At 76.0% G+C, this 12,708-nt stretch carries 9 protein-coding genes; 5 read left to right on the top strand and 4 right to left on the bottom strand.

Features of this window, described 5'->3' with window-relative positions:
- Positions 1–35: 35 nt before the first annotated feature.
- Together AB0M43_RS01175 and AB0M43_RS01170 are read right to left on the bottom strand one after the other, a co-directional pair.
- Positions 36–1,067 (bottom strand): HAMP domain-containing sensor histidine kinase, encoded by a 1,032-nt coding sequence (locus AB0M43_RS01175; RefSeq protein WP_363719965.1) that lies wholly within the window; start codon positions 1,065–1,067, stop codon positions 36–38.
- Complete coding sequence (locus AB0M43_RS01170) at positions 1,067–1,729, bottom strand: response regulator transcription factor (RefSeq protein WP_363719964.1); 663 nt, start codon at positions 1,727–1,729, stop codon at positions 1,067–1,069. Before AB0M43_RS01170 ends, AB0M43_RS01175 begins: the two co-directional genes overlap by 1 nt.
- Positions 1,730–1,815: 86 nt before the next feature.
- Here AB0M43_RS01170 and AB0M43_RS01165 point away from each other — a divergent pair, with 86 nt between their 5' ends.
- From AB0M43_RS01165 to AB0M43_RS01155, 3 genes are all read left to right on the top strand, one after another.
- On the top strand, positions 1,816–2,736 hold the full coding sequence (locus AB0M43_RS01165) for an ATP-binding cassette domain-containing protein (RefSeq protein ID WP_363719962.1): 921 nt from the start codon (positions 1,816–1,818) through the stop codon (positions 2,734–2,736).
- A 5-nt stretch (positions 2,737–2,741) separates the two neighbouring features.
- A complete protein-coding gene (locus tag AB0M43_RS01160) occupies positions 2,742–4,190 on the top strand; it encodes an ABC transporter permease subunit (RefSeq protein WP_363720915.1) in 1,449 nt (482 codons plus the stop codon).
- Between the two features lie 79 nt (positions 4,191–4,269).
- The gene (locus tag AB0M43_RS01155) at positions 4,270–5,016 is read left to right on the top strand and encodes an ABC transporter permease (protein ID WP_363719960.1); all 747 of its coding nucleotides are present in this window, start codon (positions 4,270–4,272) and stop codon (positions 5,014–5,016) included.
- Positions 5,017–5,134: 118 nt separating this feature from the next.
- Here the strand turns inward: AB0M43_RS01155 and AB0M43_RS01150 are convergent, their stop codons facing one another.
- Together AB0M43_RS01150 and AB0M43_RS01145 are read right to left on the bottom strand one after the other, a co-directional pair.
- A complete protein-coding gene (locus tag AB0M43_RS01150; RefSeq protein WP_363719958.1) occupies positions 5,135–6,016 on the bottom strand; it encodes an aminoglycoside phosphotransferase family protein in 882 nt (293 codons plus the stop codon).
- A 184-nt stretch (positions 6,017–6,200) separates the two neighbouring features.
- Positions 6,201–6,815, bottom strand: a complete 615-nt coding sequence (locus AB0M43_RS01145; RefSeq protein WP_363719956.1) for a DUF4386 domain-containing protein — start codon at positions 6,813–6,815, stop codon at positions 6,201–6,203.
- A 191-nt stretch (positions 6,816–7,006) separates the two neighbouring features.
- Between AB0M43_RS01145 and AB0M43_RS01140 the strand changes: the two genes are divergently transcribed.
- Positions 7,007–9,886, top strand: coding sequence for a BTAD domain-containing putative transcriptional regulator (locus AB0M43_RS01140; RefSeq protein ID WP_363719954.1), 2,880 nt, complete (start codon positions 7,007–7,009; stop codon positions 9,884–9,886).
- Positions 9,887–9,980: 94 nt separating this feature from the next.
- Positions 9,981–12,680, top strand: a complete 2,700-nt coding sequence (locus AB0M43_RS01135; RefSeq protein WP_363719952.1) for an AAA family ATPase — start codon at positions 9,981–9,983, stop codon at positions 12,678–12,680.
- Positions 12,681–12,708: the final 28 nt, after the last annotated feature.

Below are 12,708 nucleotides of genomic sequence, written 5' to 3'. Positions count from 1 at the left end.
TTTGCCGGCGGGCGGCGCCGGATCGGGCCCGGTGGTCAGGAGCCGGCCGGGAACGTCACCTCGATGTCGAGTCCGCCGGCCGGCCGGGCCCGCGCGCTGACCGTCGCCCCGTGCGCCCCCGCGATGGCCCGCACGATGGCCAGCCCCAACCCGTGGCCGTCGTGCCGGGTCCGCTGGTCGCCGAGCCGGCGGAACGGCTCGAACAACCCCTCGACCTCTTCGGCGGGTACCACCGGCCCGGTGTTGCGCACCGCGACCCGCCCCGCCGAGGTCTCCACCTCGACCGTGCCGCCGGGCACGTTGTAGCGCAGCGCGTTGTCGACCAGGTTCGCGACCAGGCTCTCCGCCAGGCTGCGGTCACCCGCCACGGGCGCCGGGGCCAGCGCCGTCGAGACCCGCGCGTCCGCGCGGCTCGCGACGACGCCCCGGGCCACGTCGGCGAGGTCGAACGGTTCCGGGTGCTCGATGCCCTGTTCGCCGCTGGCGAGGGTGAGGAGGGCGTCGATGAGCCGTTCCTGGGCGCCGCCCAGGGCCAGCACGTCCCGGCAGACGGCGCGCAGCCGGTCCACGGACGGTTCGGGGTCGGCGAGGGCGACCTGGAGCAGGGCCCGTTCGGCGGTGAGGGGGGTGCGCAGTTCGTGGGAGGCATTGGCGACGAAGTGCCGCTGCGAGGCGAAGGAGGCTTCGAGCCGGGCGAACAGGTCGTCGAGGGTCGCGGCGAGCTGGGTGAACTCCTCGCCGCCGCCCGGCCGGCCGAGCCGGCGGTGCAGGTTGCTGGCGGAGATGTCGCGGGCCGTGGCGGTGATGGCCCGCAGCGGGCGGACGAACCGGCCCGCGATCCACCAGCCCAGCGCGAGCGCGACGACGACCATGACGGCGAGGCCGAGGACGGAGACGGCGATCAGGTTGCCGAGTTCGGGGGCCGGGGCGGGTGGGGGGCCGCCGCCGGTACCCCCGCCGACGGGTTCGGTCTGGCGGGACTGCAGGATCGGGATGCTCACCAGGGCCGCGCCGGACAGCAGGAACGGGCCGGCGTAGAGCAGGGTCAGCCGGGTACGCAGCCGCATCAGGGCGCCCCGATCCGGTACCCGCCCTCGCGGACCGTGTGGATCACCGGCGGGTCGCCGAGCTTGGCCCGCAGCCGCCGGACGGTCGTCTTCACCGCCGTCGTGAACGGGTCGGCCGCCTCGTCCCAGACCCGTTCGAGGAGCTCCTCGGCGGACACCAGCCGGCCGGAGGCGGCGAGCAGGCACTCCAGTACCGCGAACTCCTTCGGGCTGAGGTCCAGCCGCCGGCCGCCGCGCCGGGCGACCCGGGTCGACGGGTCCAGCGTCAGGTCGCCGCTCTCCAGCACCGGGGGCACCGCCGGGGCACTGCGCCGGCCCAGGGCCCGGATCCGGGCGACGAGTTCGGAGAAGTCGAAGGGCTTCGGTAGGTAGTCGTCCGCCCCGAGCCCGAGCCCGTCGACCCGCTGCCGCACCGTACTGGCGGCCGTGAGCATCAGCACCCGGGTCGACGGGTGCGCCGCGACGATCCGCCGGCACACCTCGTCGCCGTGCACCCCGGGCAGGTCCCGGTCGAGGACCACCACGTCGTACCGGGTCACGGCCAGGTGTTCGAGGGCGTCGGCGCCGTCGAGGACGACGTCCACGGCCATGCCCTCGCGGCGCAGCCCCGTCCCGATGGTCCGGGCCAGGATCTCGAAGTCCTCCACCACCAGCACTCGCATGCCCCCACGATGCCATCCCGTAGGTGTCGACGCGGTGTCGGCGCCTGGCACCGTGATGACACCGTCCGGGACGTAGAACGGTCCCCATGACTGACGCGACGATCGTCGTCGACGGACTGCGCAAGCGGTTCGGCGCGAACACCGCCCTGGACGGGATGTCCTTCACGGTCCGCCCGGGGCAGGTCACCGGCTTCCTGGGTCCCAACGGGGCCGGCAAGTCCACCACCATGCGGGTGATCCTGGCCCTCGACTCCGCCGACGCGGGCACGGCGCTGATCGGCGGCCGGCCGTACCGGAGCCTGCGCCGCCCGCTGCGGCACGTCGGCTCGCTGCTGGACGCCGGCGCCCTGCAACCCGGCCGCACCGCCCGCGACCACCTGCTGTGGATCGCGTACTCGCAGGGCCTGGGCGCCCGCCGGGTCGACGAGGTGATCGGCCAGGCGGGCCTGGGGTCGGTGGCCCGGCGCCGGGCCGGGGGCTTCTCCCTCGGCATGCGCCAGCGGCTCGGCATCGCCACCGCGCTGCTCGGCGACCCGGCGGCGGTACTGCTCGACGAGCCGTTCAACGGGATGGACCCGGAGGGCATCATCTGGATGCGCGGCTTCCTGCGCGCCCTGGCGGCGGAGGGCCGTGCGGTGCTGGTCTCCAGCCACCTGATGGCCGAGTTGCAGGACACCGCCGACCGGGTGGTGATCGCCGGCCGGGGCCGGGTCATCGCGGACCGGAGCGTGGCCGAGCTGCTCACGGCGGCGTCCGACGGCCGGGTCACCGTGCGGAGCACCGCCGCCACCGCTGCCGGGGTACTGGCCGCCGCCGGGGCCACCGCGACGCCGACTGGGGCCGGCCAGCTGACCGTGTCCGGGCTGACCGCCTCGGAGGTGGTCGGCGCGCTCACCGCCGGGGGAGTGCCCTTCTCCGAGGTGTCGGCGCACCGGGCCACCCTGGAGGACGCGTACCTGGAGCTCACCCGCGACGCCGTCGAGTTCCGCGCGGAGGTGACCCGGTGAGGGACATGATCCGCGCCGAGTGGACGAAGTTCCGGACCGTCCGGGGCTGGGTGGTCGGCATGGTGCTGGCCGCCGTGGTCGTCATGATGTTCGGCCTGTTCCCGGGCGTGCAGGGCAACTGCGGACGGCACGGCACGGGCTCGGAGTGCGTGCTCCCCGTCGGACCCGAGGGCGGGGAGGTCAGCGACAGCTTCATGTTCGCCCACCAGCCGCTCACCGGGGACGGCACCCTCACGGTCCGGGTCGCGGACCTGACCGGCGTGCTCCTGGGCGACCCGGACCGCGCGGGCCTCGCGCCGTGGACGAAGGCCGGCCTGATCGTCAAGGACGGCACGAAGCCCGGATCGGCGTACGCCGCCGTCATGGTCACCGGTGGTCACGGCGTGCGGATGCAGCACAACTTCGCGCACGACCGGGCGGGCCGGGCCGGGAGCTGGCTGCGGCTCACCCGGGCCGGGCAGACCGTCACCGGGGCCTCGTCCGCGGACGGCGTCACGTGGACGACCGTCGACAGCGTCCGGATGACCCTGCCGGCCACCGTGGAGCTCGGCATGTTCGTCGCCTCCCCGCAGTACGCGGAGGTCATGGCGTCCTCGCTCGGCTCAGTGGGCGCGTCGGGTGGGCCGTCCCGGGCGACCGCCCTCTTCGACCACGTGTCCCGGGACGGCACCTGGACCGGCACCCCGGTCGGCGGGCCCGGCAACGCGGAACCCGGGCAGCGCGGCGGGCTCCTGCCGACCGGCGACGGGTTCACGGTCACCGGCACCGGGGACATCGCGCCCGCCGTGGCCGGTGCCGCCGGGATCGGTACCACGGTCACCCAGACCCTGATCGGCACGTTCGCCGGCCTGATCCTCGTGGTCGTCGTCGCCACCATGTCGGTCACGGCCGAGTACCGCCGGGGCCTGATCCGCACCACGGTCACGGCCAGCCCGCGCCGTGGTCGGGTCCTCGCGGCCAAGGCCCTGGTCCTCGGCGCCGTCACCTTCGTCGTAGGACTCGTCGCCGCGGCGGTCGTCGTCCTGGGCGGCCAGCAGCTGCTCCGGAACGCCGGCACCTACCTGCACCCGGCGAGCACGGCGACCGAGCTCCGGCTGATCGTCGGCACCGCGACCCTGCTGGCCGTCTCCGCGGTCCTCGGCCTGGCCCTCGGCGTCCTGCTCCGGCGCGGCACCACGGCCGTCACGGCGGCGATCGTCACGATCGTGCTGCCCTACCTGCTGGCGATGACGGTGCTGCCCACCGAGGCCGCGCGGTGGCTGCTGCGGGTCACCCCGGCGGCGGCGTTCGCCGTGCAGCAGAGCGCCACCGAATACGCCCAGGTCGACAACCTCTACACCCCCATAGAGGGGTACTTCCCGCTGGCGCCGTGGGCCGGCCTGGCGGTCCTGACCGGCTGGACGGCCCTCGCCCTGGCCCTGGCCGCCCACAGGCTCCGAAGGAGGGACGCATGACCGCGCCCTCCCCATCAGCTCCACCGGAGGCACGCGTGACCGCGCTCGGCCTCATCCACCGACCCACCAGGAGGGACGCGTGACCGCGTTGCGCGCCGAGTGGACCAAGTTCCGCACCAGCCCCGGCACGATCGGCCTGCTCCTGGTGCTCGTCGCGACCACGGTCGCCGTGAGCGCCGCCGCGGCCGCCGCGATCACCTGCCGGGGCGACTGCGAGATCGACCCGGCGAGGGTCAGCCTGACCGGCGTCCGGCTCGGCCAGGCCGTCGTCGCGATCCTGGCGGTCCTCATGATCGGCACGGAGTACGGCACCGGGATGATCCGGACCACCCTCACCGCCGTCCCGCGCCGGTGGACCGTCCTGCTGGCGAAGTCCGCCGTGCTGGTCGCCGTCGTGGCCGTCGCGGCGACCGTCGCCGTCCTCGGCTCCCTGCTCGTCGGTCGCGAACTGCTCCCCGCCGGGCAGACCTTCTCGTGGACGGCCGCGCCGGTGCTGCGCGCGATGATCGGGTCGGTCGTGTACCTCGTACTCGTCGCGTTGCTGGGTCTCGGGGTGGCGACCGCGGTCCGGAACGCGGCGGCGGCCATCGGCCTGGTCCTCGGCCTGTTGTACCTGTTCCCGATCCTGGCCCTGTCGGTGTCCGACCCGACATGGATCCGCCGCCTGGAGAAGGTCGGGCCGATGACCGCCGGGCTCGGGGTGCAGGCGACGAAGGGGCTGGAGGATCTGGCGATCGGGCCGTGGCGGGGGATCGGGGTACTCGGGGCGTGGGCCCTGGCCGCGCTGGTCGTCGGCGGGGTGCTGCTGCGCCGGCGGGACGCGTAGCTGACGGGTCGGGTAGCTGCGGCCGGACCGTGCACCCGACGGCGAGCCGCCTCGCGAGGGCCGACCGGTCCACGCGGACCGGGGGCCGGAGTGCCTACGCGCCCCGGCTCCCGGTCGGCTACGCCTCCGCGAGGATCTCGTTGAGCGCCCGCTCGCCCCGGGCCGAGAGAGCCGGGTTGGTCCCGCGGTAGTAGGCGATGCCGCCGACCCAGGTCATCGCCCAGCCGCGGGCCCGCGCCCAGGCCGCCTCGTCCAGGCCGGCCGCGTCCCGGAAACGCCGCCGGGACCGGGCCGGCAGGCTGTCCCACGCCACGGTCAGGTCGCAGGCCGGGTCGCCCACCCCGGCGGCGCCGAAGTCGAGCACCGCCGCCAGTCGCCCCTCGCGGACCAGCAGGTTGCCCGGCATCAGGTCGCTGTGCGCCCACACCGGACCGCCGGACCAGGCGGGTGCGGCCAGGGCCTCGTCCCACAGCCGGAGCACGGCGGCGGCGTCGACGATCCCGTCCGCCTTCACCGCCCATTCCCGCACGTAGTCGTCCCGGTCGCTCAGCGGGCCGGTGCGGTAGCCGGCCCGGGCGCCGGTCGGGTCGAGCGCGCGGGTCGCGAGCAGGAACGCCGCCAGGTCCTCGGCGAGCGCGTCCCCGTCGGGGTCGTCGACGCTCGGGTGGTCGCCGTCGACGTAGCGGTAGACCGCCCACGGGTGCGGGTAGCCGTCGTCGGGCCGGCCCAGGGCGAGCTGCTCCGGCACGCGGACGGGCAGGTGCGGTGCCAGGCGGGGCAGCTGGTCGCGTTCGAAGTACAGCTGCTCCACGGCGTCGGCGCGGCGGGGCAGCCGGACGAGCAGGTCCTCGCCGAGCCGGTACAGCTGGTTCATCGTGCCGGCCAGCCCGATCCGGACCAGTGGCAGCTCCGCCCAGCGCGGGAACTGTCCCGCCAGCAGCGCGCGCACGGTCGCGGCGTCGGTGACGAACTCGTCGTCGTGCAGCCGTAACGCGGTCATCCGTGGTGCTCCTCCGGGATCGGGTCGATGCGCCGGCCAGCCTAACGCCGGCTACGGGCCCGCCGTCGAGCCCATTTCGGGGCGCACGACGCGACGGCGGCGTACCGGCGCCTGACCGACTGGTACGGCCGGCCCCTCGCCTGGGGCGCGTCCGAGCCGGTACCCGTCAGCTGGTCTGTGGTCGTCACGAGCCCGCGACGGGCGGGCGGAAACCCTTCGCGAGGAGCCAGAGGGCCAGGACCATCTCGTTGAGCGCCAGCGGGGCGACCAGCAGAGCGTGCGACGGCGAGGACGGGGCGAGGACGCCGAACACGACCAGCGGGGCGGCCGCGAGATACGGGGCCACCGCGACCAGCCCCCACCCGGAGATCAGCCGGGGCACGAGGCGCGACCGGAACAGCAGGACGTTGAGGAGTGCCGCGCTCAGGCAGAAAAACACCGAGCTCACCGGTGCCCACCAGTGCCCGTAGGTCGAGACCAGGGTCGCCAGTATTCCGGGGTGGGCGTCCGAGCTCACCAGCAGCAGCGGGCCCAGGGCGGCGGGAAGGATCAGCACCACCTCCAGGGTCCGGGTGACGACGTAGCCGACGGCGAGCCCCTCGTCGTGCCGGCGGAGAACCGGGTACAGGATCGCCGGGATCAGGGCGATCGCCGCCGCCATGACCACGATCATGAGCGCGCCCAGGGCCGTGCGGTGCCGGTGCGCGGCGACGTCGGCCAGGGAATCGGCATCCGGCGCTCCCCGGAGCGCGACGCTGAGCACACCCGCCGCCGTGGCGACGATGAACAGAGTTCCCACAGTTACCGCCGAGGTTCGACTTCGCACCGTCACCGCTCCCGTTCCGTGGACGTATCCGACCTGGAGGTCAACGGTGGTCCCGTCCGGTGTGCGACCGGTGGGGACCCGGTGTGGGCGCCGGCCGAGCCGCCCCCGTTCCTTGCCCGGGTTCCCGCCCCGTGCGAAGGTACGGGGGAACCCAGGAGCAGCCCGTGGTCCGGATCCGACTCTTCGGCGGCGTCAGCGCCGTCGCCGACAGCGGCGAGCGGGTGGGCGTCGGCGCGGCGCGGTCCCAGGCCGTCCTCGCGGCGCTGGCTCTCGCGCCCGGGTCCGCGGTGCCGGTGTCCCGGCTGGTGGAGCTCGTCTGGGGCGACGCCCCGCCGCCGACCGCCGAGAAGACGCTCCAGTGGCACATCGCCCAGCTGCGCAAGGGCCTGGGGGCCGGGGCGATCGTCCGCGCGGGTGCCGCCTACCGCCTCGACGTGGCGCGCGACGCGGTCGACGTGGCGCGTTTCCAGGCGCACCTGGACGCCGGGGACCTCGACGCGGCCCTCGCGGAGTGGACGGGGACCCCGCTGGCCGGCCTCGACGCGCCGGGCCTCGCGGCGACCGTGGCCGGACTGGTCGAGCGGTGGCTGGGCGCGGTCGAGGCCGACCTGGCCCGCCGGGTCGACACGGACCCGCGGGCGGCCGTGGGCGCGTTGACGGAACTCGCCGCGCGGCACCCGTTCCGTGAGGGGCTCTGGGCGCTGCTGATGACCGCCCTGTACCGGGTCGGCCGCCAACGCGACGCGCTCGCCGCCTACCGCACCGCCCGCCGGCACCTCGTCGAACAGCTCGGCGTCGAACCGGGCCCCCGGCTGCGCGAGCTGGAGACCCGGATCCTGGCCCACGACGAGCGGCTGCGCGACACCCAGGACCACCCCTCGACGGGTACGCCGACCGCCGCCGAACCGGCATCCGACCAGGGGAACCTGCCGCACCCGACGCACCCCCTGATCGGCCGCGAACGGGAACTCGGGGCCATCGGCGCCGCGCTCGGCCGGACCCGGCTGGTGACCCTCGTCGGGCCGGGCGGGATCGGCAAGACCCGGCTGGCCCTGGCGGCGGCCCGGACGGCCGGCGGGCCGCGCGGGGCCTGGCTGGTCGAGCTGGCCGGGCTGACCTCGCCCGGGGACGTGCCCCGCGCGGTGGCCGACGCCCTGGGCGTCACCCAGCACCGGGACCGCACGCTGACCGGGTCCATCGTGGCCGCACTGCGGTCCCGGCCCGCGCTGCTCCTCGTGGACAACTGCGAACACGTCGTCGACGGCGCGGCCGCCCTCATCCGGGCCGTCACCGAGGGCTGCCCGGATGTGCGGGTGCTCGCCACCTCGCGGGAGCGGCTGCGCCTGGCGGGGGAGGAGCTCGTCCCGGTCGGGCCGCTGGATCCCGCCGGGTCGGGGGCGGAGCTGTTCCGGGCGCGCGCCGTGGCGGTGGACCCGACCTTCGACCCGGACGCGTACCGCGCGGACGTCGAGGAGATCTGCCGCCGGCTGGACGGCATCCCGCTCGCCATCGAGCTGGCCGCCGCGCGTACGGGCAGCCTGTTGCCGCCGGACCTGGTGGCGCGGCTCGACCACGGACTCCGGCTCGTGGCGGGCGGGGCCTGGGGCGACGCCGACCGGCACCGGACCCTGCGGGCGACGTTCCAGTGGTCGTACGACCTGCTCACGCCGCCCGAGCGGACGGTGCTGACCCGATTGTCGGTCTTCGCCGGGCCGTTCGACCTGGCCGGGGCCGAGTGCGTCGCCACCGATCCGGACGCAGACCGGGCGGACGGCCCGACCGCGACCGTCGCCGCCGAGCCGGCGCTCGACGCCGTCGAGGTCGACGTGCTGCTCGGCGGGCTGGTCGACCGGTCGATGCTCACCGTGGAGTCCGGTCCGTGCGGCCGGAGGTTCCGGCTGCTGGAGACCGTGCGCCGGTTCGCGGCCGGGCGGCTGGGGGCCGCCGACGCCGACCGGCTCGCCCGGCGGCACGCGTCGTGGTGCCTAGACCAGGTCACCCGTACCCGGCTGCTGCTGGTCGGGCCCGGCGAAGCCGAGGGGGTCGCCCGGCTCGGCGAGCTGTGGCCGAACCTGCGCGCCGCCGTCGAGTGGGCCTGCTCGGCCGGCGACCCCGCGCTGGCGCACGCGCTGGCGGCCCCGGTCGCGACGGAGATCGCCCTGCGCGGCCGGCACGAGCTCGCCGACTGGGCCGAGCGCCTGCTCGCCACGACACCCCGGTCCGACCCCGGCGCGGCGTGGCCCGGCACGGACGTCCTGGCCTTCTGGCTGCTGTGGACCGCCGAGCGCGCCCAACAGAGCGCAGACCACGACGGGTACGGACGCCTGGTGCGCCGGCACGGGGAACCGGACCACCCGCTGGCCCGCTTCGCCCGCGCGTACCTGTCGGGGGAGGGTGCGGCCCTGAGCCGGTGCCTCCCGGACGCGGTGGCCGTCCTGCGCGCGCACGGCGACGACCACCTCGCGGCGTTCCTCCCGACGATGTCGGCGGGTTCGCTGCTCGGCGCCGGGCGGTTCGCGGAGGTGGACGCGGCGGGTTCGGCGCTGGCGGACCGGTACCGCGCGCACGGCCCGCCGACGCTCCTGAACTGGACCTTGCAGACCCTCGGCTACTCGGCCTCGTTCCAGGGCCACCAGGACCGGGCGGACCAGCTCTTCGACGCGTCGACCGACGTGCGGCTGCCGGCCCGCACCCTCTCGGCCAACAAGCTCCTCGACGCGCGGGCCGCGTTCCGGCGCGGGCGGCGGTCGCGGGCGTTCCGGATCCTCGGCTCCTACATCGACGAGGTGCGCGAGACCGGCAACCTGGTCGCCGCGAGCGTCGTGTGCGTCGACTTCGTCACCATGATGGCGCAGGCCGGCCGGCCCGCCGAGGCGGCGCGGATGCTCGGTTATCTGGAGACCGTCAACGAGTTCGGTGCCCGGGCGGCCGCGACCCTGCTCGCCGGGGCCGCGCGCGACGTGCCCGCCGACGGCGCGGGTCGGCACCTCGACGACCGCGGGGCGCTGGAGTACATGCGCGGCGTGCTCGCCGAATTGGGCTGACCGCGCGTCAACCTGGCGGGAAGTGTTTACACGCAGTGGTAGATGTCGATACATTGCCGCTTCCTGGTGCCGGGAGGGCGCGGAGGGTGACGCGGTGACCGACCCACGTTCCGCCCGGACCCGCCTGGTCGGCCGGGACCGGCAGATCGAGGCCGTGCTGGCGGCGCTCGGGCGGCCACCCGTCACCGTGGTCGTCGAGGGCGAGCCGGGGATCGGCAAGTCCGCGCTGGTCCGGCACGTCACCGCGCTCCTGCCCGGCCGGACCGTCCTCACCGGACACTGCCACCCGGTCCGCGAACCCCTCGCGTTCGCGCCGTTCCTCGACGCGCTGTCCGGCGCGCCCCCGACCCGGGACCTGAACCCCGTCACCGGGGCCCTGCACCGGCTGCTCCCCGAACTGGCCGACTGGCTGCCGCCGGCCCTGCCCGACCTGGGCCGCCCCGAACTGGACCGGCACCGGCTGTTCCGCGCCGTACTCGCGCTGCTCGACGGTCTCGGCCCGGCCGTCCTCGTGCTGGAGGACCTGCACTGGGCCGACCGGGGCACCGCCGACCTGCTGGGCGTGCTCGCCGCCCGGATGCCCGCCCGGCTCGCCCTGGTGCTCACGTACCGCCGGGAGGACCTGCCCGACGGGGCGGTACCGGCCGCCACCACCCGGGTGCGCCCCGACACCCGCCGGCTGCGCCTGACCCTGCCGCCCCTCACCCCCGACGAGGTGGCCCAGCTGGCCGTGGGCATGCCGGCCCCGGCGGCCCGCGCGCTGTACGAGCGGACCATGGGCGTCCCGTTCGCCGTCGAGGAGTCCCTGCGGCTGTTCGCCGACCGGCCGGGCGCGGAGTCCGTACCCGGCGGGGTGCACGACTTCGTCCTGGCCCGGCTGGCGCTGCTCGGCCCGCCCGCGCGCCGCCTGGTCGAGGCCGCCGCCGTGCTGCGGGCACCGGCGACGGCGGAGGTGCTCGCGGCGGTGGCCGGCCTCGGAACCGCCGACGCGGTGACCGGCCTGGCCGAGGCGCTGCGCCGCTCGATGCTGACCGCCGTCGGGGACAGGTACGCGCCCCGGCACGCCCTCTGCCAGCAGGCCGTCTACGAGGCGCTCGTCGGACCCGAGCGCGCCGCACTGCACCGGCGCGCCGGCCGGGCCCTACCGCCGGACGCGCCGGCCCAGCTGGCCTACCACGCCCGGCGCGCGGGACGCGTCGCCGACTGGCTGCGGCACACCGAGACGGCCGCCCGACTGGCCCTCGCGGTGGGCGACGCGGCGGGTGTGGTCGAGCTGCTGGCGGACGTGGTGGGCGACGCGCGGGCCGACCCGGCCCGCCGGGCCCGGTTGGCCGTGCTGTTCGGCCAGGCGGCGCTCACCGGCATGGTCTCGGCCGACGTGCTGTCGACTCTGCGGACCCTGGCGGACGACCCGGCCCTGCCGGAAGAGGTCCGGGGCGAGCTCCTGCTGTGCCTCGGGATCCTGTCCCGGACGCACGCCGACCGCCCCGGCGCGGGCGTCGGGTACGTGGAGCGGGCCGTCACCGCGCTCGCCGGACACCCCGGCAGGACGGCCTGGGCCATGGCGCTGCTCGGCACCACGAGCTTCGACGACGACCGGCCCGCCGGCGTGCACCTGGCCTGGCTCGACCGCGCGCGGCGGGCGGCGGCACTGGCGGCCGACCCCGTGCTGACCCTGGGCGTGGAGGTCACCTACCGCACCGTGCTGACGTCGATGGGCCTGCCGGGGAACTGGGGCGCGCTGCCGGAGGCGGGCGGCCCGGACGCCGACCTGCACCGGATCCGGATGGCGACGGACCTGGCGTACTCGTCGGTGTGGCTGGGCCGGCACGACGGCACGGCCCGGTACGTGGCCGAGGTCCGCGAGCGCACCGAGGGCGTGCACAGCCACTTCCTGCGCGGCGCGGTCAGCGGCACCGAGCTGCTGCTGGACTACTTCGCCGGCCGGTGGGACGGGCTGGCCGACCGGGCGCGGGCCCTGGCGGGGGAGGCGCACGACGTGGCGCTCATCCGGCACGAGGCCCAGCTGGTCGGCGGCCTGCTCGCCCTCGCCCGGGGCGACCTCGAGGAGGCGAACCGGGGGCTGCTGGTGCCCACCCACGCGTTGCCCAACCTCGCCCTCGCGGGCGCCGGCCGGGTGCGCCTGGCCCTGGGGCGGGGCGACCCGGCGGCGGCCTGGCGGATCGCCCGGGACGTGCTGCGGCACCTGCGGGCCAAGGACATCTGGGTCTGGGCCGCCGACCTGCTCCCGGTCGCGGTCGAGGCCCTCGGCCCCGGTCCGGACGCCGAGGCGCTGGTCGCCGAGTACGCGGCGGGGGTGGCCGGGCGCGACGCCCCCGCCGCGCACGCCGCCCTGGCCGCCGGTCGGGCACTGTGCGGCACGGGGGACTTCGAGGAGGCGGAGCGGGCGTACGCCGCCCTGCCCCGGCCGTACGACGGGGCCCGGACGCTGGCCGCGCACGGCCGGGTACCGGGCAGCGCCGGCATCACCCGGCTGTACGGGGCCATCGCCGCCTTCCAGGCCCTGGGCGCGACCTGGGACGTGCACCGCTGCCACAGCCTGCTCCGCGAACAGGGGGTGCGCGCGCCCACGAGCCAGGGGCGGCGCGGCCACGGCCGGGACCTGTCACCCCGTGAGCACGAGATCGCGGACCTGGTCGCCGGCGGGCTGACCAGCCGGCAGATCGCCGAGGCGCTGTTCCTGTCGCCGCGCACCGTGGACGTGCACGTCGCCCGGGTGATGCGCAAACTGGGCGTCACCCGGCGTACCGAGATAGCGACGTTCCGTCAGTAAGTACCCGTTGCTTATTGATAAGTCTCTT

Origin of the sequence: Longispora sp. NPDC051575 (assembly GCF_040681875.1) — a bacterium.
GTDB lineage: Bacteria > Actinomycetota > Actinomycetes > Mycobacteriales > Micromonosporaceae > Longispora.
This window is presented reverse-complemented; position numbering and strand designations above follow the sequence as displayed.

What these genes read in the sequence shown, in the direction of transcription:
- AB0M43_RS01175 (WP_363719965.1), bottom strand. Translation starts at nt 1,067, where the DNA reads ATGCGGCTGCGTACCCGGCTGACCCTGCTCTACGCCGGCCCGTTCCTG.
- AB0M43_RS01170 (WP_363719964.1), bottom strand. Translation starts at nt 1,729, where the DNA reads ATGCGAGTGCTGGTGGTGGAGGACTTCGAGATCCTGGCCCGGACCATC.
- AB0M43_RS01165 (WP_363719962.1), top strand. Translation starts at nt 1,816, where the DNA reads ATGACTGACGCGACGATCGTCGTCGACGGACTGCGCAAGCGGTTCGGC.
- AB0M43_RS01160 (WP_363720915.1), top strand. Translation starts at nt 2,742, where the DNA reads ATGATCCGCGCCGAGTGGACGAAGTTCCGGACCGTCCGGGGCTGGGTG.
- AB0M43_RS01150 (WP_363719958.1), bottom strand. Translation starts at nt 6,016, where the DNA reads ATGACCGCGTTACGGCTGCACGACGACGAGTTCGTCACCGACGCCGCG.